Annotated in this window: 24 protein-coding genes, 1 other RNA gene and 1 pseudogene; 10 read left to right on the top strand and 16 right to left on the bottom strand. The window is 55.6% G+C overall.

The window, feature by feature from the left end; translation table 11 throughout:
* The first annotated feature begins 50 nt into the window (after positions 1 to 50).
* Entirely contained in the window at positions 51 to 299 is a 249-nt protein-coding gene (locus RT657_RS15075; RefSeq protein ID WP_313655428.1) for a YfhL family 4Fe-4S dicluster ferredoxin, read from the top strand.
* Here RT657_RS15075 and acpS read toward each other — a convergent pair.
* The 11 genes from acpS to rpoE form a co-directional block, all read right to left on the bottom strand.
* On the bottom strand, positions 296 to 676 hold the full coding sequence (gene acpS, locus RT657_RS15070) for a holo-ACP synthase (RefSeq protein WP_313655427.1): 381 nt from the start codon (positions 674 to 676) through the stop codon (positions 296 to 298). The two genes, RT657_RS15075 and acpS, sit on opposite strands and share 4 nt — an antisense overlap.
* Complete coding sequence (gene pdxJ, locus RT657_RS15065) at positions 676 to 1,407, bottom strand: pyridoxine 5'-phosphate synthase (protein ID WP_313655426.1); 732 nt, start codon at positions 1,405 to 1,407, stop codon at positions 676 to 678. The genes acpS and pdxJ overlap by 1 nt, the downstream gene beginning before the upstream one ends.
* A gap of 71 nt (positions 1,408 to 1,478) precedes the next feature.
* A complete protein-coding gene (gene recO / locus RT657_RS15060; RefSeq protein WP_313655425.1) occupies positions 1,479 to 2,207 on the bottom strand; it encodes a DNA repair protein RecO in 729 nt (242 codons plus the stop codon).
* A gap of 4 nt (positions 2,208 to 2,211) precedes the next feature.
* Positions 2,212 to 3,117, bottom strand: coding sequence for a GTPase Era (era, locus tag RT657_RS15055; protein WP_313655424.1), 906 nt, complete (start codon positions 3,115 to 3,117; stop codon positions 2,212 to 2,214).
* Positions 3,118 to 3,250: 133 nt separating this feature from the next.
* Positions 3,251 to 3,931 (bottom strand): ribonuclease III, encoded by a 681-nt coding sequence (gene rnc, locus RT657_RS15050; protein ID WP_010257656.1) that lies wholly within the window; start codon positions 3,929 to 3,931, stop codon positions 3,251 to 3,253.
* Between the two features lie 130 nt (positions 3,932 to 4,061).
* Positions 4,062 to 5,036 carry a signal peptidase I gene (gene lepB, locus RT657_RS15045; RefSeq protein ID WP_313655423.1) on the bottom strand — a complete coding sequence of 325 codons (975 nt, stop codon included), beginning with the start codon at positions 5,034 to 5,036 and terminating at the stop codon, positions 4,062 to 4,064.
* A 9-nt stretch (positions 5,037 to 5,045) separates the two neighbouring features.
* Entirely contained in the window at positions 5,046 to 6,845 is a 1,800-nt protein-coding gene (lepA, locus tag RT657_RS15040) for a translation elongation factor 4 (RefSeq protein WP_313655421.1), read from the bottom strand.
* A 218-nt stretch (positions 6,846 to 7,063) separates the two neighbouring features.
* Positions 7,064 to 7,528: a SoxR-reducing system protein RseC gene (rseC, locus tag RT657_RS15035; protein ID WP_313655419.1), complete on the bottom strand. Its 465-nt coding sequence runs from the start codon at positions 7,526 to 7,528 to the stop codon at positions 7,064 to 7,066.
* The gene (rseB, locus tag RT657_RS15030; RefSeq protein WP_313655418.1) at positions 7,525 to 8,481 is read right to left on the bottom strand and encodes a sigma-E factor regulatory protein RseB; all 957 of its coding nucleotides are present in this window, start codon (positions 8,479 to 8,481) and stop codon (positions 7,525 to 7,527) included. The genes rseC and rseB overlap by 4 nt, the downstream gene beginning before the upstream one ends.
* The gene (rseA, locus tag RT657_RS15025) at positions 8,481 to 9,134 is read right to left on the bottom strand and encodes an anti-sigma-E factor RseA (RefSeq protein WP_313655417.1); all 654 of its coding nucleotides are present in this window, start codon (positions 9,132 to 9,134) and stop codon (positions 8,481 to 8,483) included. Before rseA ends, rseB begins: the two co-directional genes overlap by 1 nt.
* Before the next feature lie 30 nt (positions 9,135 to 9,164).
* Entirely contained in the window at positions 9,165 to 9,740 is a 576-nt protein-coding gene (gene rpoE, locus RT657_RS15020; protein WP_111139166.1) for an RNA polymerase sigma factor RpoE, read from the bottom strand.
* A gap of 409 nt (positions 9,741 to 10,149) precedes the next feature.
* Between rpoE and nadB the strand changes: the two genes are divergently transcribed.
* On the top strand, positions 10,150 to 11,772 hold the full coding sequence (nadB, locus tag RT657_RS15015; protein WP_313655414.1) for an L-aspartate oxidase: 1,623 nt from the start codon (positions 10,150 to 10,152) through the stop codon (positions 11,770 to 11,772).
* Here nadB and trmN read toward each other — a convergent pair.
* On the bottom strand, positions 11,757 to 12,506 hold the full coding sequence (gene trmN / locus RT657_RS15010) for a tRNA(1)(Val) (adenine(37)-N(6))-methyltransferase TrmN (protein ID WP_313655412.1): 750 nt from the start codon (positions 12,504 to 12,506) through the stop codon (positions 11,757 to 11,759). The genes nadB and trmN overlap by 16 nt on opposite strands.
* A gap of 164 nt (positions 12,507 to 12,670) precedes the next feature.
* On the opposite strand from trmN, the gene srmB reads away from it, so the two are divergent.
* Positions 12,671 to 13,999: an ATP-dependent RNA helicase SrmB gene (gene srmB / locus RT657_RS15005; RefSeq protein ID WP_313655411.1), complete on the top strand. Its 1,329-nt coding sequence runs from the start codon at positions 12,671 to 12,673 to the stop codon at positions 13,997 to 13,999.
* 217 nt (positions 14,000 to 14,216) lie between these two features.
* On the opposite strand, the gene grcA is transcribed toward srmB, so the two are convergent.
* Positions 14,217 to 14,600, bottom strand: a complete 384-nt coding sequence (gene grcA, locus RT657_RS15000; RefSeq protein ID WP_313655410.1) for an autonomous glycyl radical cofactor GrcA — start codon at positions 14,598 to 14,600, stop codon at positions 14,217 to 14,219.
* Between the two features lie 243 nt (positions 14,601 to 14,843).
* On the opposite strand from grcA, the gene ung reads away from it, so the two are divergent.
* On the top strand, positions 14,844 to 15,524 hold the full coding sequence (gene ung / locus RT657_RS14995; RefSeq protein WP_313655409.1) for a uracil-DNA glycosylase: 681 nt from the start codon (positions 14,844 to 14,846) through the stop codon (positions 15,522 to 15,524).
* Positions 15,525 to 15,582: 58 nt separating this feature from the next.
* On the opposite strand, the gene grpE is transcribed toward ung, so the two are convergent.
* Positions 15,583 to 16,164 (bottom strand): nucleotide exchange factor GrpE, encoded by a 582-nt coding sequence (gene grpE / locus RT657_RS14990; RefSeq protein ID WP_313655407.1) that lies wholly within the window; start codon positions 16,162 to 16,164, stop codon positions 15,583 to 15,585.
* A gap of 122 nt (positions 16,165 to 16,286) precedes the next feature.
* Here grpE and nadK point away from each other — a divergent pair, with 122 nt between their 5' ends.
* From nadK to bamE, 3 genes are all read left to right on the top strand, one after another.
* Positions 16,287 to 17,165 carry an NAD(+) kinase gene (gene nadK, locus RT657_RS14985; protein ID WP_313655405.1) on the top strand — a complete coding sequence of 293 codons (879 nt, stop codon included), beginning with the start codon at positions 16,287 to 16,289 and terminating at the stop codon, positions 17,163 to 17,165.
* Positions 17,166 to 17,249: 84 nt separating this feature from the next.
* Positions 17,250 to 18,911, top strand: coding sequence for a DNA repair protein RecN (gene recN, locus RT657_RS14980; RefSeq protein ID WP_313655404.1), 1,662 nt, complete (start codon positions 17,250 to 17,252; stop codon positions 18,909 to 18,911).
* 186 nt (positions 18,912 to 19,097) lie between these two features.
* A complete protein-coding gene (bamE, locus tag RT657_RS14975) occupies positions 19,098 to 19,445 on the top strand; it encodes an outer membrane protein assembly factor BamE (RefSeq protein ID WP_313655403.1) in 348 nt (115 codons plus the stop codon).
* A 111-nt stretch (positions 19,446 to 19,556) separates the two neighbouring features.
* On the opposite strand, the gene RT657_RS14970 is transcribed toward bamE, so the two are convergent.
* Positions 19,557 to 19,850, bottom strand: coding sequence for an RnfH family protein (locus RT657_RS14970; protein ID WP_313655402.1), 294 nt, complete (start codon positions 19,848 to 19,850; stop codon positions 19,557 to 19,559).
* Entirely contained in the window at positions 19,843 to 20,277 is a 435-nt protein-coding gene (locus tag RT657_RS14965; RefSeq protein WP_111140614.1) for a type II toxin-antitoxin system RatA family toxin, read from the bottom strand. Before RT657_RS14965 ends, RT657_RS14970 begins: the two co-directional genes overlap by 8 nt.
* Before the next feature lie 158 nt (positions 20,278 to 20,435).
* Between RT657_RS14965 and smpB the strand changes: the two genes are divergently transcribed.
* The 3 genes and pseudogenes from smpB to RT657_RS14950 form a co-directional block, all read left to right on the top strand.
* On the top strand, positions 20,436 to 20,918 hold the full coding sequence (smpB, locus tag RT657_RS14960; protein WP_111140615.1) for an SsrA-binding protein SmpB: 483 nt from the start codon (positions 20,436 to 20,438) through the stop codon (positions 20,916 to 20,918).
* 43 nt (positions 20,919 to 20,961) lie between these two features.
* Positions 20,962 to 21,323: a transfer-messenger RNA gene (gene ssrA / locus RT657_RS14955) on the top strand.
* 205 nt (positions 21,324 to 21,528) lie between these two features.
* Positions 21,529 to 22,611, top strand: a pseudogene (locus tag RT657_RS14950) (primase-like DNA-binding domain-containing protein); the annotation flags it as partial.
* Positions 22,612 to 22,728 lie beyond the last annotated feature (117 nt).

The following is a 22,728-nucleotide window of genomic DNA, read 5'->3' as shown; positions in this document are numbered from 1 at the left end:
AGCAGTACGTATAATACCCGCGCTTTTTCTGTTGTTATCAGGTGGGGAAAATGGCGCTGTTGATTACATCCCGATGCATTAACTGCGATATGTGTGAACCGGAGTGCCCGAACCAGGCCATTTCGCTGGGTGATGCGATCTATGAGATCGATGCCAGCCGCTGTACCGAATGCGTTGGTCACTATGAGGTGCCGACCTGTCAGCAGGTCTGCCCTATCGACAACACCATCATTACTGACCCACAGCACATCGAATCACGCGATGCGCTGTGGGAGAAGTTTGTGCTGCTGCACGGCTAGCTTTCGATAATCACCGTGGCACAGGCGTAGTGACGCTCATCAGCCAGCGTGACGTGAACCCGGTTCACCCCCAGGTTCTGCGCCACTTCCGCCGCATGCTGGAAGAAACGTAATCCCGGTTTGCCCAGCGCATCGTTGTAAACTTCAAATTGATTAAACGCCAGCCCGCCGCGAATGCCGGTACCAAAGGCTTTAGCCGCTGCCTCTTTGACCGCAAACCGCTTGGCGAGAAAGCGCACCGGCTGATGATGGGCCTGATACTGCTGCCATTCCGCTTCGCTCAGGACCCGACGCGCCAGCCTGTCACCTGTGCGTTCAATCACCCCGGCGATGCGTTCAATCTCAACGATGTCGGTGCCCAGTCCCAGAATAGCCATCAGCGACGCGCTTCACGCAGTAGCTGTTTCATCTCTCTGACGGCATCCGGCAGGCCACTCATCACGGCACGGCCGATGATGGCATGGCCGATGTTCAGTTCGTGCATTTCCGGCAGCGCCGCAATTGGCAGCACGTTGTGGTAGGTCAGACCGTGACCGGCATTCACCTTCAGCCCCAGGCTGGCGGCAAAGGTCGCGGCGTGACGGATACGCGCCAGCTCGGCGTCGCGTGCCCGTCCCTCTGGGGCTTCGGCGTAGGCGCCGGTGTGAATCTCGATATAGGGCGCGCCGCTGGCCACCGCCGCCTCAATCTGGCGATGATCGGCATCGATAAACAGCGACACCAGAATCCCCGCGTCACTCAGCAGACGCACGGCCGCGTTCATCTTCTCCTGCTGCCCGGCCACATCCAGACCGCCTTCGGTCGTCACTTCCTGACGCTTTTCCGGCACCAGACAGCAGAAATGGGGGCGGATGTCACAAGCGATGCCGATCATCTCGTCGGTGACCGCCATCTCCAGATTCATGCGCGTCTGAATGGTGTCACGCAGGATACGCACGTCGCGGTCGGTGATGTGGCGACGATCTTCGCGCAGGTGAACGGTAATACCATCCGCGCCCGCCTGCTCGGCGATAAACGCCGCCTGCACCGGATCAGGATAGTTTGTGCCACGGGCGTTTCGCACCGTGGCAATGTGATCGATATTGACGCCTAACAGCAACTCAGCCATGACCATCCTCACTTCTTTTCCATCGTGATGTTGAGTGTACCGCGCAGACCCCGCAGGCGGTACAACCCGCGCTATTCATCTGCCTGTTCAGGCTTTTTCTTCGGGACAAACTGGCGGAACAGCTCCTGACTTTTCAGCGGCTTGCCGCCCAGATAGGGCTTCAGGGCGATGCGGGTAAATCGCTTGGCGGCGCGCAGCGTGGCGGCGTCCGGAAAATCCCGCTCATACAGGGCGCGCAGTTCGCGGCCGGTAAAGCTGCGCTGCCCTACCACCAGGCTGGCGATAAATCCGCGCTCTTCACGGTAGCTGTAAGTCATCTCATCGGTGACCGGTTCGCCGCTGCCGGCGCAGTGCAGGAAATCGACGCCGTATCCCAGATGACCGAGCAGCGCCAGTTCGAAACGGCGCAGCGCCGGTTCCGGCTGGCCGTGAGTAGAGGCTAACGCCTGGAGGCAGTTAAGATAATCAAAGAAGAGTTCGGAGAAGGGAAACTCCTGCTGCAGCACGCGGGAGACCAGCTCATTGACGTAAAGACCGCAGTAGAGCGTAATGCCGCTGAGCGGTAAAGCCAGCGACACCGCTTCGGCATTGCGCAGGGTTTTGACTTCACCGCGCCCGCTCCAGCGCACCAGCAGCGGGGTAAAGGGCTGTAACGCACCTTTCAGCTGCGAGCGCCGCGACCGGGCGCCCTTGGCCAGCACCCGCACCCGCCCTTCGCTTTCGCTGAACAGGTCGAGCAGCAGACTGGTTTCGCTGTAGGGACGACTATGCAGCACAAAGGCGCGTTGCCAGCCTTCCATTGAATCAGAGATCGTCTGTATAACCCAGGCTACGCAGCGCACGTTCGTCGTCTGCCCAACCGGATTTCACTTTCACCCACAGTTCGAGATGCACTTTAGCTTCAAACATCTCTTCCATATCCCTGCGCGCTTCGGTGCCGATAACTTTGATTTTGGCACCTTTGTTGCCAATCACCATCTTCTTCTGGCCTTCGCGCTCAACCAGAATCAGGCCATGGATGTCATAGCCGCCACGTTCGTTAGTGACGAAACGCTCGATTTCCACTGTGACAGAGTAAGGCAGCTCAGCGCCCAGGAAGCGCATCAGTTTCTCGCGGATTATCTCTGAGGCCATGAAACGCTGAGAGCGGTCGGTGATGTAATCTTCCGGGAAGTGATGATCGGCCTGCGGCAGATGCTTACGGGTAATCGCCGCGATGGTGTCGACGTTCTTGCCGCTTTCCGCCGAGATTGGCACGATATCAAGGAAGTTCATCTGCTGACTGAGGAACTGCAGATGCGGCAGCAGGACAGTTTTATCCTGGATGTTGTCAACCTTGTTGACCGCCAGTACCACCGGCACCTTGTTGCCGCGCAGTTTGTTCAACACCATCTCATCATCGGGTGTCCAGCGCGTGCCTTCGACCACGAAGATCACCAGCTCGACGTCGCCGATTGAACTGCTGGCAGCGCGGTTCATCAGACGGTTAATCGCGCGCTTCTCTTCCATGTGCAGACCGGGGGTGTCGACGTAGATCGCCTGATAGTCACCCTCGGTGTGAATGCCCATGATGCGGTGACGCGTGGTTTGCGGCTTGCGTGAGGTGATCGACACCTTCTGCCCCAGCAACTGGTTCAGTAAGGTGGATTTACCGACGTTGGGTCGGCCAACAATCGCGACAAAGCCGCAATAAGTAACGTTTTCGCTCATTCGAGTCCTGAATTGTTCAGCGCCTGAAAAGACGCCGAAAGAGTGCTATTTAAATCGTGTGTCATTCAGCGTCTGCTGACGCCGGGACAGCTCTGCATCCGGTGTAATCACGCCACAGCGGACGCCGGCAGAGCTATTCGAGACCTAGTTTTATCAGCGCCTGTTCCGCTGCTGCCTGCTCAGCTTTACGGCGGCTGGAGCCGACACCGACAACCGGCTCGGCCATGCCACTCACCTGACAGTGAATGGTAAATTCCTGATCGTGGGCTTCGCCACGGACCTGCACCACCAGATAACTGGGCAGCGGCAGATGACGTCCCTGCAGATACTCCTGCAGTCGCGTTTTCGGATCTTTTTGCTTGTCGCCCGGACTGATTTCGTCGAGGCGGGTCTGATACCAGTCGAGGATCAGCTGCTCGACCCGTTCGATACTGCTGTCGAGGAAGATACCGCCAATCAGCGCTTCCACCGTATCGGCCAGAATCGATTCGCGACGGAAACCGCCGCTTTTCAGCTCGCCCGGCCCTAAACGCAGGCACTCGCCGAGATCGAATTCGCGCGCCATCTCCGCCAGCGTGTTACCGCGCACCAGCGTGGCACGCATGCGGCTCATGTCACCTTCATCAACCCGTGGGAAGCGGTGATAAAGCGCATTCGCAATCACATAGCTAAGAATGGAGTCGCCAAGAAACTCCAGGCGTTCATTGTGCTTACTGCTGGCGCTGCGGTGAGTCAGGGCCTGCTGTAACAGTTCCGAATGAGTAAAAGTGTAGCCCAGTTTGCGCTGAAGCTTGTTAATCAGGATGGGGTTCATGCGATTCCAGTTCTTTGTTGCGTCTGTGACTCTGCATACCAAACGGGGCTGACATTCCAGCACGTTCCGTTTGGTGTGCAGTGGCCTCCCTGAGGAGGCCACCCGATTTGCCTGTTAATCAGACAATAATTTAGTGGATACCGCCAATGCGACTGAATCGCACGCCGGTTGGCCACTGCCCTTCTTGTTTTTCAAAGCTCATCCAGATAGCCACCGCTTTACCCACCAGATTACGTTCCGGGACAAAGCCCCAGTAACGGCTGTCTGCGCTGTTATCGCGGTTGTCGCCCATCATAAAGTATTGCCCTTTCGGCACCACCCAGGTCGCCTGCGGCTGACCTGGCTGCTGATAATACATGCCCGCCTGACTCTGCGCTTCGTTAACCAGCAGAATGTCATGTGTGACGTTGCCGATCGTCTCTTTACGGGTTCCCAGGCGCAGTCCGCCGCGCAGCGTATCGCCCTGCGGCACCTGATAGAAGCCATTGCCGGTTTCGTTGCCATCAAAGCCGCTGAAGGTCTGAATAAAGTTGCTCGGCCGAACGTCAGTGTAGGTCACCGGTAACGCCGACACGCAGGCTTTTTCGTCAGAACAGGCTGGTTTCACCGTCAGCGTTTTGCTGTAAGGATCATAGATGACTTTGTCGCCCGGCAGGCCAATAACGCGCTTAATATAGTCCAGACTCGGATCTTTCGGGTATTTGAATACCGCGATATCACCGCGTTTTGGCTGACCGGTTGGGATCAGCGTGGTCTGGGTAATGGGATCCTTTATGCCGTAGGCAAACTTCTCCACCAGGATAAAGTCGCCAATCAGCAGGGTCGGCATCATCGAACCCGACGGGATCTGGAAAGGTTCATAGATAAACGAACGCACGATGAAAACCACAGCCAGCACCGGAAACACGGAAGCGGTGGTTTCAACCCAGCCAGGCTGAGAAGAGACCTTCGCCAGCGTTTTGCTGTCGAGTGCATTACCGGTCTGCGCCTGGGCCGCCGCCTGTTTCGCACGACGCTCAGGCGCCCATTTAAAGCGATCAATAACCCAGACGATGCCAGTAATCAGCGTCGCTATCGCCAGAATCAGGGCGAACATGTTAGCCATCAGAAATCCTTATTTGCTGTCCTTACCGACATGCAGAATGGCGAGGAACGCTTCCTGTGGCAGCTCAACGTTACCTACCTGCTTCATGCGCTTCTTACCATCTTTCTGTTTCTGCAACAGTTTCTTCTTACGACTGACATCGCCGCCATAACATTTGGCCAGCACGTTTTTGCGCAACTGTTTCACCGTTGAACGCGCGATGATGTGGTTGCCGATGGCCGCCTGAATCGCGATGTCGAACTGCTGACGAGGGATGAGATCTTTCATCTTCTCAACCAGATCGCGTCCGCGATAAGGCGCGTTGTCGCGGTGAGTAATCAGCGCCAGCGCATCCACACGCTCAGAGTTAATCAAAACGTCAACGCGCACCATGTCAGAAGGCTGGAAGCGTTTGAAGTTGTAATCCAGCGAGGCGTAACCGCGTGACGTTGATTTCAGACGGTCGAAGAAGTCGAGCACCACTTCTGCCATCGGAATTTCGTACGTCAGCGCAACCTGCTTGCCGTGATAAACCATGTTGGTCTGCACGCCACGCTTCTCAATACAGAGCGTGATGACGTTGCCCAGATACTCCTGCGGCAGCAGCATGTGACATTCCGCAATCGGCTCACGCAGCTCTTCGATGTTGTTCAGCGGCGGCAGCTTAGAGGGGCTGTCGACATACACGACTTCACCACTGGTGGTCATGACTTCATACACGACCGTTGGTGCCGTAGTGATCAGATCAAGATCGTATTCGCGCTCCAGACGCTCCTGAATGATCTCCATGTGCAGCAGACCCAGGAAGCCGCAGCGGAAGCCAAAGCCCAGCGCCGTTGAGCTTTCTGGCTCATAGAACAGCGAGGCGTCGTTCAGGCTCAGTTTGCCGAGCGCGTCACGGAAAGCTTCATAGTCATCAGAGCTGATCGGGAACAGACCGGCATAGACCTGCGGCTTCACTTTTTTAAAGCCTGGCAACGCTTTGTCTGCCGGATTACGCGCGGTGGTCAGCGTATCGCCCACAGGCGCGCCGAGGATGTCTTTGATGGCGCAGACCAGCCAGCCCACTTCACCGCATTTCAGTTCAGTGCGATCGACCTGTTTTGGCGTAAAGATCCCCAGACGGTCAGCGTTGTAGGTCTGACCGGTGCTCAGGACTTTGATCTTATCGCCCTTGCGCATGGTGCCGTTTTTCACGCGCACCAGCGAGACGACACCCAGGTAGTTATCGAACCAGGAGTCAATGATCAGTGCCTGCAGCGGGCCATCAGGATCGCCTTCCGGCGGTGGAATATCCCGTACCAGGCGTTCCAGCACATCCGGTACGCCTACGCCGGTCTTGGCGGAACAGCGCACGGCATCGGCGGCATCGATACCGACGATATCTTCAATCTCCTGCGCGGCGCGCTCAGGATCGGCGGCAGGCAGGTCAATCTTGTTCAGAACCGGCACCACTTCCAGATCCATCTCCATCGCGGTGTAGCAGTTCGCCAGTGTCTGCGCTTCAACACCCTGACCCGCATCCACCACCAGCAGTGCGCCTTCACAGGCTGCCAGTGAGCGGGAGACCTCGTAAGAGAAGTCGACGTGGCCCGGAGTATCGATGAAATTGAGCTGGTAAGTTTCGCCGTCTTGCGCGTGATAATCGAGTGTCACGCTCTGGGCTTTGATGGTAATGCCACGCTCACGCTCCAGATCCATTGAATCGAGAACCTGCGCAGCCATCTCACGGTCAGTGAGGCCACCACAAATCTGAATAAGGCGGTCAGAGAGCGTAGATTTGCCATGGTCGATGTGAGCGATGATGGAGAAATTTCTTATGTGCTTCATTTATTGAGATATCTTCGCTTAAAATTCAGTTTAAAATCTGAGCACAGACACATTCAGGAAGATCGCTCTTTACCCACAATCCTGTCAGCCTCATTAATGACGACGCATATTACACTGTTAACGCCGCGCATAAAAGAATGGAACGTGGTGGAAGCGAAACAGAAATCTGCGCAGGGCAGAACAGACAAAGGCCGCGGGAGGCGCGGCCTGGACACAGGTTACGCTTCGCTTTCAACGCGCAGCGCATCGGGCGGCAAGGCGATGTTGAGAATGACGGGCTGAAAGGCTTCGCGGTCGCCAAATTTCATCGAAACACCTTTGGCGACGATGAAGCCACCGACACCGCCCAGCAGTGCGCCACAGGCAGCCGCCAGATCGCTGCCGAAGAGCGACTGAAACAGGCCCGCCAGCAGGAAAAGCCCAAAAAGCGGTGTCATGTAGACCAGCAGTGCTGACCCGAGCAGGCTGCTCTCCTTAATGCCCAGTTCGATACGCTGTCCCGGCTGCAGTGGTTTGCTGCTGGCGATCTGCATGACGTGCGCATTCTTTGGGCCGAGCTTGTTGAGCATGTGGCTGCCGCAGCCTTTACGTGCCTGGCAGCTGTTGCAGGAGGTTTTTGCTTCAGTGTGCAGCGTGGCGATGCCATCCTGCCATGCCACCACGGTGGCCCATTCTCTCATCATTTTTGTGACCCCAGATCAATGCTGTCTGCAATGCGTTTGGCAGTGGATGGCGGCAATTCGCCGATCACCGCAATTTCGCTATTATTGCGCACAACGGTCTGGACTGTGCGACGCCCAGTGCGCAATGTCTGCGTATTGCTGGTTTTATCGGCTGGCGTCACGTTAATCGCAAAGCTAAACAGGCCATCGCTGTAGAGCTTCGACTCCATATTTTTATTCAGTCCCGGCAGCGTACGACGGTTCTGCGATACCAGCGACATCCCGGCGGGTAGCCAGCCTGGCTGCCAGCTGAGCGTCACCGCGTCGCCTTTCGGCACGGAGAGCGACGGCGGCAGATTTGCCTTTTCCAGTCCCTGCATCAGGTTACGCACCCCCTCATCCACCGCAAAGCTGATGACGCGGAACTGCTCCAGCGTTTCGCCATCGCGATCGAGCAGATCGATGCGCAGCGGCAGCCGGGTATCCACATCCAGCCAGACCACATAACTGTAGCGGGTGCCATCACGCGACACGATGCGCAGCACATCGCACATCTGATCGGCGATGCGCGAACGACCAACAGTGATGAAATCATAGGCAGAAGAAAGCCTGCCGAAATCAGCAAAAATCACCGAAGGTAATGCATCGATAATATGCGTGCCAGGGAGGGAAAAGGGATCGAGTCCGGGTTCGAAGTAGCTGATATCGTTGCCACGCTGGATCACTTCCCGACGCGGCCCGTCCATCTGCAGCAGCTGCGCAAATATCCGGTTATCGATCACCGCGTGACGATAACGCAGCGATTCAATGCCGATGCGTGAGACGTTGATATAGGCGAATTCGTAGTTGAGGTTCTGGCTCGCCTGTTCCATCTGCTGTAATAGCGCCCCGGACGCAGAATTTTGCGCCGGGGCTGCAGATGACCATAACAGGCTGCCTGCCAGCAGGCTAACAGCATACCAAAGCGGCTTCATTACTGCTGCTGCTGTCCTAATGACTGGTTGCCGGGAACATCAACCTGTGCCTGTTTTGGCGCACTGGTTTCAAACTGCAGCTGATCCGCATGCAGACGACGCTGGAGTTCATAATCCTGCAGCATAGCATTTACACGACGACGCTGGTCCTGAACCTGCTGATTCGCGCTGTTGGTATCAAACGCATCAGAAGGCACACCCAGGCTGACCGGCGAGGCTTTGCCCATCATCGGCAGCGTGTTAAAAACCGGTGAGTCAGACGTCTGTGTGGCGCTACCCTGCGGCTGGTTGTAGTGCTGAACGCCAACAATCACCGCCAGAGAAACACAGGCCGCAACGCCCACCTGCGTCAACTGTGCAGCCCATGGACGCGCTTTTTTCCAGAAGGGCATTTTTTCCCAGCGGGAAGGTTCTGGCTGAGCTTCCGGAATCAGCGTGGTTACCGTACGCAGCGGTTCTTTTTCAATGGCGGCCGCGACGCGCGCAGAGATATCAAAATGCAGCTGCTCGCCGACATCGCCGCGCATCGTGTCACGAATGAGATGATAGCTCGCCCAGCTTTTCTGTAATTCTGCGTCCTTAGATAAGGCGGAAAACAGCTCGTTATCTAAGGTTTCACCATCCATTAAAGCGGAAAGTTTTTCTTTCTGCATGCCTGTGTACCCTTCCAGTAGCCGTTATCACTAACGTTGGATAAGCGGTTGAACTTTGTTATCAATGGCCTCTCGTGCACGAAATATACGTGATCGAACAGTGCCTACCGGGCAATCCATGATGACGGCGATCTCTTCATAACTCAGACCGTCCAGTTCCCTGAGGGTGATTGCCATACGCAAATCCTCGGGTAGCGCCTCGATGGTACGAAAGACAATTTGTTTCAATTCGTCAGACAACATTAAGTTCTCAGGGTTCGAAATTTCTTTTAATGCACTCGCACTTTCGAAATTTTCCGCATCAATTGCATCCACGTCACTGGATGGCGGACGTCGCCCCTGAGCAACCAGGTAATTTTTCGCTGTGTTAACCGCAATGCGGTACAGCCAGGTATAAAACGCGCTATCGCCCCGGAATGAGTCCAGCGCGCGATACGCTTTAATAAAGGATTCCTGTACAACGTCTGGTACGTCGCCCGAAGGAACATAGCGTGAAACCAAACTCGCCACTTTGTGCTGGTAACGAATCACCAGTAAGTTAAACGCCTTTTGATCTCCCTTCTGTACCCGCTCGACAAGGACCTGATCCGTTAACTGCTCGCTCATCCGAGGTAATGTCTCCCCAAATTCTAAATGCATAAAGTAACTGCCAGCACATCTCATTATTCTGAGCAAGCATGCGCTTAGAGTTGTGATGTGGTGCGAAGTTCACTTTTCGCCCTGATATTTACTGCTCCAGTGGCCGCTACACGGGTTGTTCGTTTTCGTTCAGTGTAAGGAGCACAAATCGCAGGCAGATTAACCTATGACGACAGCTTTTTCATCATTAAATCAATCAGGTTTTATGTGTTTGCTATAAAAAACAAAATGAGCAGACGTGCTGTTTTAACTCCTTGATTACCAGCAATTTCAGGAATACCTCCGCCGAAAAGCCCCGCCGCCTGTTTAAAATACTTCACAGAATACCCGTTCCGGCTTATGCTCAGACCAGTCCTTGTTTAGTAAATTAAACATTATGATAAAAACAACCCCGGATTATCAGTGTGATGTTTTGATTGTCGGCAGCGGTGCTGCCGGACTGTCGCTGGCGTTACGGCTGGCCAGACAGTATCAGGTAACGGTTCTCAGTAAAGCGCAGGTTAATGAGGGCTCAACCCTCTATGCGCAGGGCGGTATTGCAGCCGTATTTGATGAGACGGACAGCATCGAGTCCCACATTGAAGATACGCTGATTGCCGGCGCAGGGCTGTGCGATCGCGAGGCCGTCTCCTTTGTGGCCAGCAATGCGCGCCACTGCGTGCAATGGTTGATCGACAATGGCGTGGCCTTCGACCTCGATCCTCAGGCGGCGGGCGACATGCGTTATCACCTGACGCGCGAAGGCGGCCATAGCCATCGCCGTATCCTGCACAGCGCTGACGCCACCGGTCACGCGGTGGAAACCACCCTGGTAAGCCAGGCGCTGAGCCACCCCAACATCCGGATTCTGGAGCGCACCAACGCGGTCGATCTGATCCTCTCAGACAAAAGTGGCCTGCCTGGCCCTCGCCGGGTAATCGGGGCCTGGATCTGGAACCGGAACCGCGAGCAGGTTGAAACCTGCCAGGCGCGGGCCGTGGTGGTCGCCACCGGCGGTGCGGCCAAAGTCTATCAATACACAACCAACCCCGATATCGCCTCCGGTGATGGCATTGCGATGGCGTGGCGCGCCGGCTGTCGGGTCGCTAATCTGGAGTTCAACCAGTTTCATCCGACCTGTCTGTTTCATCCCCAGGCGCAGAATTTCCTGTTAACCGAAGCATTGCGCGGCGAAGGAGCCTGGCTGTTACGTCCCGACGGCAGCCGCTTTATGCCCGACTTTGATGAACGCGCGGAGCTGGCCCCGCGCGATATCGTCGCCCGGGCTATCGACCATGAGATGAAGCGGCTTGGCGTCGACTGTATGTATCTGGATATCAGCCACCAGCCTGAAGCTTTTGTCCGCGCGCATTTCCCGATGATCTACGAGAAGCTGCTGACCTTTGGCTTTGATCTCACCAGAGAGCCAATCCCGATTGTGCCTGCCGCGCACTATACCTGTGGCGGTGTGGTCGTGGATCAGCATGGACAGACTGATGTCAGTGGTCTTTTCGCCATCGGCGAAGTGAGCTATACCGGCCTGCATGGCGCGAACCGCATGGCGTCCAATTCGCTGCTGGAGTGTCTGGTCTATGGCTGGTCCGCAGCCGAAGAGCTGATGCGTACCCTGCCCGCCATTGAGGCCGTTGCGGAACTGCCCGCCTGGGATGAGAGTCAGGTGGATGATGCGGATGAGCGCGTGGTGATCCAGCACAACTGGCACGAGCTGCGGCTTTTCATGTGGGATTACGTCGGGATTGTCCGCACGACCCGGCGACTGGAACGGGCATTACGCCGCATTACGCTGCTTCAGCAGGAGATAGATGAATATTATCGTCATTTCCGCCTCTCCAATAATCTGCTGGAGCTGCGGAACCTGGTGCAGGTAGCAGAACTGATGGTGCGCTGTGCGCTGGCGCGCAAGGAGAGTCGTGGCCTGCACTTTATCCGCGACTATCCGGCATTACTGCCGGAGGCGCTGCCGACCGTGCTGGCCCCTTCTGGCTACATAAAGAGGTAGAACGCCTGCGTCAGGCCGCACCACTCATCCGAATAGCGGGTGTCGGGCGCACGGATAGCGAGACGCTCCAGCAGCGTTTCCCCGGCCTGCGGCGAGAGCCCCAGCACGACGCGGTGTGGCGGACGATGAGCATATTCAGCCACATCCAGCCGGAAACGCAGATGCCAGCCGTCGGCCTGCGCCAGGGTGATAAATGTCTGACCAATGTCGACGGGCAGCACCACGCAGAACATCCCCTCCTCTTCGATCAGTAGCGCCGCACTGCGTAACAGCGTCTGATGGTCCAGCGAGGCCGTGGCACGGGCGCTGTCGCGGGCCACGCTGGAGCAGGCCACGCCAGGCGCAAAATAGGGCGGATTGCTGACAATCAGCGAATAACGTTTATCGCACGCTTCCGCCCAGCTGGCGATATCCTGCTGATAAACCGAGATGCGATCAGGCCAGGGGGAGAGCTGCACATTTTCCTGCGCCTGCTGCGCGGCGTCGGCATCCAGTTCAACGGCATCAATGGCGACCTGTGACGGCGTGCGCTGCGCCAGCATCAGCGCGATCAGCCCGCTGCCGCTGCCGATATCAAGAATGCGCCTGACGCTGGCAACCGGTGCCCAGGCCCCCAGCAGGATGGCATCGGTGCCCACTTTCATCGCACAGCGATCGTGCGCCACAAAAAATTGTTTAAAGGTAAATCCGTTATTGTTTAACTGTGGCCGTTTGCGCGGCTTATCCTGCATCATTCGTCACTACCATCGATTTTTCCTGCCGTCTGGCAGCGCATGAGTGTAACGTGACAGCAGCGTGATTTCACGCAACAGACAACGCCGGGTACAGCCGAAACGGATTAACAGATGAAGATTCAGTCTGATCTGTCTATAATCAGCGCCCCAAACTGAGGTAGACCATGACAGTAACCACATTTTCCGAACTCGAACTTGACGAAAGCCTGCTACAAGCGTTGCAGGAAAAAGGCTTTACGCGCCCAACAGTGATCCAGGCTGCTGCAATTCCGCCCGCACTGGAGGGCCGCGATGTTCTGGGTTCGGCACCTACCGGGACCGGGAAAACGGCCGCGTATCTGTTACCGGCCTTGCAGCATTTGCTTGATTTTCCGCGCAAGAAGTCCGGCCCGCCACGCATCCTGATTGTGACCCCGACACGCGAACTGGCGATGCAGGTTGCCGACCATGCGCGTGAGCTGGCAAAACATACCCATCTGGATATCGCCACCATCACGGGCGGCGTGGCCTATATGAACCACGCTGAAGTGTTCAGCGAAAACCAGGACATCGTGGTCGCGACCACCGGTCGCCTGCTGCAGTACATCAAAGAAGAGAACTTCGACTGCCGCGCCGTTGAGACGCTGGTGCTGGATGAAGCAGACCGTATGCTCGATATGGGCTTTGCCCAGGATATCGAAACCATTGCGGCTGAAACCCGCTGGCGCAAACAGACCCTGCTCTTTTCCGCCACGCTGGAAGGCGACAATATCCGCGACTTCGCTGAGCGTCTGCTCAACGACCCGGTGGAGCTGGAGGCCGATCCGAGCCGCCGCGAACGCAAAAAGATCCAGCAGTGGTACTACCGCGCGGACGATCTGGAGCACAAGACCAAATTACTGGTTCATCTGCTGAAACAGCCCGATGTCACGCGCAGCATTGTTTTCGTGCGCAAACGTGAACGTCTGCATGAGCTGGTGAGCTGGCTGCATGAAGCGGGGATTCGCACCAGCTATCTCGAAGGCGAAATGGTGCAGGCCAAGCGTAACGAAGCGATTAAGCGTCTGAGTGAAGGCCGCGTTAACGTGCTGGTGGCGACTGATGTCGCCGCGCGCGGTATCGATGTTGAGGATGTCAGCCATGTCTTTAACTACGACATGCCACGCACTGCTGACACCTATCTGCACCGCATCGGCCGTACGGGTCGCGCGGGCCGTAAAGGCATCGCCATTTCGCTGGTCGAAGCGCACGACTTCGTTCTGCTGGGCAAAATCACCCGTTACGTGAACGAGCCTATCAAAGCGCGTGTGATTGATGAGCTGCGCCCGGTGACGCGCGCGCCTAGCCCTAAAACCACCGGAAAACCGTCGAAAAAGGCACTGGCGAAGCGTGCAGAGAAGAAAGCGAGCGAAACGGAAAAACCCCGCGTGAAGAAACGTCATCGTGACGCTAAAAATGTCGGCAAACGTCGCAAGGCAAGCGGCACGACACCGGCGAGCGGGAATGCAGAATAAATCGTCGCCGTAATAAAAAAATCGCCTCACAGGAGGCGATTTTTTTTATTTAACAGCGCGTAACAGCCCTTTCAGCCTGTTTTTTCGCTCAACGTTCACGCCTGATGAGAGTAGAGGTCAGACATCCGGCCTCAAACTCCCTATCCCCTTAATTTATCAATGAATAATTGCTGTGTGTGCTTTGCGCGCTTTTTCAGCACCCCTTTAACCCGGGCACTTAAAGGCTTTCTGTAAAAGTACGGGTAATAACGTCGCGCTGCTGCTCTGGCGTCAGGGAATTAAAGCGCACCGCATAGCCTGAAACACGGATAGTCAGCTGCGGATAATTTTCAGGATGCTTAATGGCATCTTCCAGCGTTTCGCGGCGCAGAACGTTGACATTCAGATGTTGTCCGCCTTCCACACGAACCTGAGGCTTAATTTCAACCGGCACCTCACGATATGAGAATTCGCCCAGTTCACGGATGGCGACAACCTGATCTTCTTCATAGCCCGCTTTAGCACAAAGGCAGCGAGCTTCGCCTTTCTCTTCATCCAGCAGCCAGAATGAGTTCAGTAATTGTGGATTGCTGCATTGCGTAATCTGGATTCCAGTGATCATGATTGCGTCTCCCGGGTAATAGATGAATAAGCTGATTAAGAGGCCCCGGTATACCACCCTTCATTGCGTGCAGCTTTGACCTGTATCAACATCGGCCGGCCATAAAAAGGCATTTTGGGCTAACGTCTTGATCTTCCATCATCTTCGCCTTCAACTTAATTTGTATTAATCAAAATTATTTTACCTTCTGCTCTCTGCGCGGAACCGCTAAGCTTACGGACAATAACGTTAAGGGAGTTGAATATGGCTGAGAAGCTGACCTGGCACGATGTGCTGGCCGAAGAGAAAGAGAAACCCTATTTTGTCGAAACGCTGAAACAGGTCGCCGATCGACGTGCGGCGGGCGTGACCGTCTATCCGCCGCAGAAAGACGTTTTCAATGCTTTCCGCCTGACGGAGCTGGGCGATGTCAACGTCGTCATCCTGGGTCAGGACCCTTATCACGGTCCCAATCAGGCGCACGGTCTGGCCTTCTCGGTGCTGCCCGGTGTTCAGGTGCCGCCATCACTGCAGAATATCTACAAAGAGCTGGTGCAGGATATTCCCGGCTTTGAAAAGCCTGACCACGGTTTTCTCGAAAGCTGGGCTAAACAGGGCGTGCTGCTGCTGAACACGGTGTTAACCGTTGAGGCGGGGAAGGCGCATTCGCATGCGAAATTCGGCTGGGAGACGTTTACGGACAACGTGATCGCGGCGATCAATGCGCACCGTGAAGGTGTGATTTTCCTGCTGTGGGGCTCTCATGCCCAGAAGAAAGGCAGCATCATCGATCGTCAGCGTCATCATGTGCTGCAGGCGCCGCATCCCTCGCCGCTCTCCGCGCATCGCGGCTTCTTTGGCAGTAAACACTTTTCCACGACCAATGAACTGCTGACCGCTGCCGGCAAAAAGCCGGTAGACTGGACGCCGGTCTTACCGGCTTAACGGCAGAAAGCACACGGCCGCGTCAGTGCGCGGCCGTGTGACAGGATTCAGCGATCAATCAGCCTTTGGCTTTAGACACCGCAACCATCGCCGGACGCAGCAGGCGGCCATTCAGCGTATAGCCACGCTGCATCACCAGCATGACATGGTTCGGCTCGAACTCTTCAGACTCCATCATCGACATCGCCTGATGCACTTCCGGGTTGAACGGCACACCCGTTTCCCCGACCACTTCGACGCCGAACTTACGCACGGCACCCAGCAGGCCTTTCAGGGTCAGCTCGATCCCTTCGATCATCGACGCCAGCTGAGGGTCTTCTTTGTTAGCCACTTCCAGCGCACGTTCCAGGCTGTCGATAACCGGCAGCAGTTCGTTGGCAAACTTTTCCAGCGCAAACTTGTGCGCCTTCTCAACGTCCATCTCGGTACGACGACGAATGTTCTCGATTTCAGCCTGCGCACGCAGCTGGGCATCGCGTACACCGATCTGCGACTGCGCTAATTCAGCTTCGAGCTGAGCAATACGCTCATCACGCGGATCCACCTCTGTTGCTGTCTCCGCTTCCTGAGGTTGCTGCTGATCCTGCTGAATTTCGTCTGAGACTTGCTCGTTTGGGGTGTTCTGTTCTTTACTACTCATGAATTTCTCCGCGTTTTGCACATTCATTTCGCTGGTTGGCTTATTATGGGGATTGGTATGACGGATTCAAGGGAACCTATCACATTGCCTTGCCGTTTTGGCTTATAAGGAACACCGACCAGATGAACAAACACTTTAACTGCATTGGTATTGTGGGTCATCCGCGCCATCCCACCGCGTTAACCACGCATGAGATGCTCTGGCGCTGGCTGACAGCCAAAGGTTATCAAGTGATCGTTGAGAAGCAGATTGCCCAGGAGCTGTCGCTTCACGACGTAGAAACGGGCACGCTGGCGGAGATTGGTCAGCAGGCTGATTTAGCCGTTGTGGTCGGCGGTGACGGCAACATGCTCGGCGCGGCGCGGGTGCTGGCGCGCTATGACATCAAAGTGATCGGCATTAACCGCGGTAATCTGGGCTTTCTGACTGACCTGGATCCGGACAATGCGCAGCAGCAGCTGGATGAGGTGTTGCAGGGCAACTATTTCGTCGAAAGCCGCTTTCTGCTGGAAGCGCAGGTGTGCAAATCGGACTGCTCACCGCGCATCGGTTCAGCCATCAACGAGGTAGTGCTGCATCCCGGTAAAGTCGCGCACATGATCGAATTTGAAGTCTATATCGATGAAGTGTTTGCGTTTTCTCAACGCTCCGACGGACTGATTATCTCAACGCCGACCGGCTCAACGGCCTACTCGCTTTCCGCTGGCGGACCGATTCTGACGCCGTCTCTGGAAGCCATTGTGCTGGTGCCAATGTTCCCGCATACGCTGTCGGCGCGACCGCTGGTAATCAACAGCAGCAGTACCATTCGTCTGCGCTTTTCTTCGCGCCGCAGTGACCTGGAGATCAGCTGCGACAGTCAGATCGCACTGCCGATTCAGGAAGGTGAGGATGTGCTTATCCGGCGCAGCGCCCATCATCTCAACCTGATTCACCCGAAAAATTACAGCTATTTCAATACGCTGAGCTCTAAGCTGGGCTGGTCAAAAAAATTGTTCTGAAAACCGGCCTCCCCTCTTTACTGGATAAAAAACCAGTTTATACTGTATGAAAAACCATATCTGTTTTTCCATACAGGTGAACCTATGCTGGCCCAACTGACCATCAGTAACTTTGCTATCGTTCGTGAGCTCGACATTGATTTCCAACGCGGTATGACAGCAATCACGGGTGAGACCGGTGCCGGTAAGTCCATTGCTATCGATGCGCTGGGATTATGTCTGGGCGGTCGTGCTGATGCCGATATGGTGCGTCAGGGTGCCAGCCGGGCCGATCTCTGCGCCCGCTTTCAGCTTAAGTCCTCTCCTTCCGCTCAGCGCTGGCTGACAGAAAATCAACTGGATGACGGCAACGAGTGTCTGCTGCGCCGCGTCATCAGCGCGGATGGTCGTTCCCGTGGCTTTATTAACGGAACGGCCGTGCCGCTTTCTCAGCTGCGCGATCTGGGCCAGTTACTGATTCAGATCCACGGTCAGCACGCCCATCAGCTTCTGACTAAATCCGATCACCAGAAACATCTGCTGGATGCCTATGCCGGTCACGACGATCTGCTGCAGCGGATGCGCGCCAGCTATCAGACCTGGCATCAGAGCTGCCGGACTCTGGCGCTGCATCAGCAGCAGGCGCAGGAGCGCGAAGCGCGTCGCGAGCTGCTGCAGTATCAGCTAAAAGAGCTGAATGATTTTGCGCCGCAGCAGGGCGAATATGAGCAGATTGATGAAGAGTACAAGCGTCTGGCCAACAGTGGACAGCTGCTCTCTACCAGTCAGCAGGCACTGCAGCTGTTAGCCGACAGCGATGACAACAACCTTCACAGCCTGCTCTACAGCGCGCGTGAGATGATCGCTGAACTCACCTCACTGGATGAGAAGCTCAATGGAGTTCATAACCTGCTGGAAGAGGCAGCCATTCAGCTGAGCGAAGCCAGCGACGAACTGCGCCACTACTGTGACAGTCTGGATCTGGATCCGAACCGCCTGTATGAGCTGGAACAGCGTATTTCGCGTCAGATTGCCCTGGCGCGCAAGCATCACGTCACGCCTGAAGGTCTGCCAGAACTGCACCAACAGCTGCTGGCCGAGGCCGAGCTGCTGTCGCAGCATGAGAGCGACCAGGAGAGCCTGCAGTCGCTGGTTGGCGAGCACTATCAGGCCGCACTGAAAAGCGCGGAGCAGCTGCATCAGCAGCGCGGCCACTATGCCGATGAACTGCAGCAGCTGATTACGCAGAGTATGCATCTGCTCTCCATGCCGCACGGCCAGTTCCGCATCGTCCTGACCTTTAACCCGGATCAGCTCACCGCAGACGGCGCCAGCCGCGTCGATTTCCAGGTGACGACTAACCCGGGTCAGCCGCTGCAGCCGCTGGGCAAAGTCGCCTCCGGTGGTGAGCTGTCCCGTATAGCGCTGGCGATTCAGGTGATCACCGCGAAGAAAATGGAAACCCCGGCGATGATTTTCGATGAAGTCGATGTCGGGATCAGCGGGCCAACCGCTGCGGTAGTCGGTAAACTGCTGCGTCAGCTGGGCGAATCCACGCAGGTGATGTGTGTGACTCACCTGCCGCAGGTCGCCGGTTGCGGTCACCAGCACTTCTTTGTGAGTAAAGAGACCGATGGCGAGATGACCGAAACGCACATGCAGCCGCTGGACAAGCGGGCGCGTCTGCAGGAACTGGCACGACTGCTGGGCGGCAGCGAGGTCACCCGCAATACCCTGGCGAACGCAAAAGAACTTTTAGCCGCCTAGCAGCGCACTTTTTTAACCTACCGTGGTCTTAAGCTTGCTCTGTAGAGGTTTCCAACAGCGAAAAGGTTTATTATCATCGGCACTTATGTCGCCAGAGTAATAAAGCCTGCCGCAGGCAGAGTTCAGATTTTGATGGCAAGAAAATCGCCTGTAAAAGGCGTTTGGCCCCGGAAAAGGAATGTTTAGATGCGCTGTAAAACGCTGACTGCCGCGGCAGTGGTAATGTTAATGATGACCGCCGGATGTTCCACCTTAGAGCGCGTGGTCTATCGTCCTGATATCAACCAGGGCAACTACCTGGTTGCCAACGATGTGGCCAAGATCCATAACGGCATGACACAGCAGCAGGTGGCCTATACGCTGGGCACACCGATGATGAAAGATCCGTTCGGCAGCAACGTCTGGTATTACATTTTCCGTCAGGAACCGGGTCATGAAGATGTGAAACAGCAGACGCTGACGCTGACCTTTGATGGCAACGGTGTACTGACTCATATCGATAACAAGCAGAATCTCTCCCAGAGCGGCAACTGATCGAACAGCAGGCCGTCTGCATCCCGGATAGTCTGCACGACAGACAGCAAAAAGGCGCACTGAGCGCCTTTTTTTATGGCCGTTGTCCGCCAGTACTGGCGCAACACTGCCCTACTTTTTGCTTTCCGCCGCACGCTCTGCGCGCTGACGCCGCAACTCTTTCGGGTCGGCTATCAGCGGACGATAAATCTCAATACGATCGCCTTCGTTTATCACGTCATCCAGTTTCACCGGTCGGCTATAGACGCCGACTTTGTTGCTGGCGAGATCGATCTCACGACGCAGCTCAAGTAATCCGGATTCTCTGATGGCCTGTTCGACCGTGCTGCCCTGCTCCACCTTTACATAGCGCTGATACTGCTTATCGGGCAGCGCATAGACCACCTCGACGCTGATATCAGGCACGGTAGACCTCTTTGGCGCGCTGAGTGAACGCCTGCACCATGCTGTTAGCCAGCTCTTTGAAGATGCGTCCAAAGGCCATCTCAACCAGCATATTGGTGAATTCGAACTCCAGGCTGAGCTCAACCTTGCAGGCGTCATCTCCCAGCGAGACGAACTTCCAGCCGCCGGTCAGCTTGCGGAACGGCCCGTCAACCAGCTGCATGTGAATGCTCTGGTTGTCGGTCAGTGTGTTGCGGGTGGTAAATGTTTTGCTGATGCCCGCTTTCGACACGTCCACCGATGCAGTCATCTCATTTTCAGACGCATCCAGTACGCGACTACCCGTGCAACCCGGCAGGAATTGCGGATAGGCATCCACATCATTTACAAGTTGGTACATCTGCCCGGCACTAAACGGGACCAGCGCCGAACGACTAATCTGAGCCATAATGGTTCCTGTTCATCACGAAACCGCTGAATAATAGCATTTTCAGCGATTAAACAAAAATGTCCCTGAGTAAGGGTGTGCTAGAATATCCCGTTTCCTGCCGCCCTGCTGGACTGGGGATGCGATAACCGACTAAGTGATGTAAAATACGCCGCACTATGACAAAGAAAAAAGCACACAAACCCGGTTCTGCCACTATTGCCATGAACAAACGCGCCCGTCATGAATACTTCATTGAAGAGGAGTATGAGGCGGGATTATCGTTACAAGGATGGGAAGTGAAATCGCTTCGTGCCGGTAAAGCCAACATCAGCGACAGCTATATTCTGCTGCGCGATGGCGAAGCCTTTCTGTTCGGTTCAACCTTTCAACCCTTAGCCGTTGCCTCCAGCCATGTAGTCTGTGACCCGACGCGCAGCCGCAAGCTGCTGCTGAAGCAACGTGAACTTGACTCCCTTTATGGCCGCGTTAATCGCGAAGGTTATACCATCGTGGCGCTGTCGCTGTACTGGAAGAACGCCTGGTGCAAACTGAAGATTGGTGTTGCACGCGGTAAGAAAGAGCACGACAAGCGCGACGATATCAAAGACCGCGAATGGAAGCTGGATAAAGCACGTATTATGAAGAATTCAGCGCGCTAACCACTGGATTTTAAGCTGTTTAGTTGCTAGTATTTGAAGTTCTGGGGCTGATTCTGGACTCGACGGGATTGTGAAGCCTTAGGAGCATGCCGAGGGGCGGTTTGCCTCGTAAAAAGCCGCAAAAAAATAGTCGCAAACGACGAAAACTACGCTTTAGCAGCTTAATAACCTGCTCTGAGCCCTCTCTCCCTAGCTTCCGCTCTTAAGACGGGGATCAAGAGAGGTCAAACCCAAAAGAGATCGCGTGGATGCCTTGCCTGGGGTTGAAGCGTTAAATCCAATCAGGATAGTCTGTTAGTGGCGTGTCTGTTCGCAGCTAACCGGCGAATGTAAAAACTGACTAAGCATGTAGTGCCGACGGTGTAGTAATTTCGGACGCGGGTTCAACTCCCGCCAGCTCCACCAAAATTCTTTCGCGGCGATACCAGAATTGTCCGCTGAAGTCCTGAAAGCCCGCACGGCACAAGCCATGCGGGCTTTTTTGTGTCTGTAAGCCTATGAATAGATTCGCTGTGGTCCAGTTAACGATGGTGTACGCTGATTGACCGACAAGTCAGCCTGCCTGTATTGCACTGAGAGCGAATTGATTGTCAGGGCTGGCGTTCCTCAGATTGGCTTTTATAACCTCGTGTTTGATACCGCTACCGGCACGTTCAGCCCGCACCGCCGCGAGCACTGGCTGCGCACCGTCAACAGCGTGGACTACACCGCCCCGCGACTAGGTGAGAACCTCGCAGACCACGCCCCGGCTTTCTGGCGCTGGTTAACGCGGGCAGCCGGACATAATCACGACAAGCAGGAGCGCATCCTCGCGGCGTTATTTATGGTGCTGGCAAATCGCTATGACTGGCAGATGTTTCTCGAAGTCACCGGCCCCGGCGGCAGCGGTAAAAGCGTCATGGCTTCGATAGCCACTCTGCTGGCCGGAAAAGACAACACCACGTCCGCCACCATCGACACGCTGGAATCCTCGCGCGAGCGCGCCAGCGTGGTGGGCTTCTCACTTATTATCCTTCCTGACCAGGAGAAATGGAGCGGCGACGGCGCAGGCATCAAGGCGATAACCGGCGGCGACGCGGTAGCTATCGATCCAAAATATCGCGACGCCTATTCAACTCATATACCGGCGGTCATTCTGGCGGTGAACAACAACCCGATGCGCTTCAGCGACCGAAGCGGCGGCGTGTCACGTCGCCGGGTTATCCTGACGTTCCCCGAAGTGATACCGGTAAAAGAGCGTGACACGCAGTTGCTGGATAAAATCAGCGCCGAGCTGGCCGTGATTGTTCGTCATCTGATGCAGCGCTTCTCATCACCAGATGAAGTGCGCGAGCTGTTGCAGGCGCAGCAGTCATCCGGCGAAGCGCTGGAGATAAAGCGCCAGGCTGATCCGCTGGTTGATTTCTGTGGCTATCTAATGCCGCTGAGCACGCCGAACGGGCTGTTTATCGGTAACGCCAATATCCGCCCGATGAACCCGAAACGTTATCTCTATCATGCGTATCTGTCATTCATGGAGTCACGCGGCCATCAGCATCCGCTGAGCCTGACCGCATTCGGCCAAGCGGTGCCGCAGACGCTTAAAGAGTATGAGCGCACCCTTCTTAAGCGCAGGACTAATAACGGCATCCAGACCAACCTCACGCTACATGAAGACAGCGAGGCCGACTGGCTGCCCGCTTGTAGCAAGTGAGTACCATATACTAACCGGCTAAGGCCGGTTTTTATTTCAAGAAGGAAATCGTACATATTGGAACATTTAATAGCCTGGCAATCACAATGAGTAAATTGTGTAAGCATAATTCTGTGT

Origin of the sequence: Pantoea sp., from assembly GCF_032114055.1 — a bacterium.
Classification (GTDB): domain Bacteria; phylum Pseudomonadota; class Gammaproteobacteria; order Enterobacterales; family Enterobacteriaceae; genus Pantoea.
Note: the sequence above shows the minus strand (reverse complement) of the source record. Positions and strands in the feature narration are given on the sequence as shown.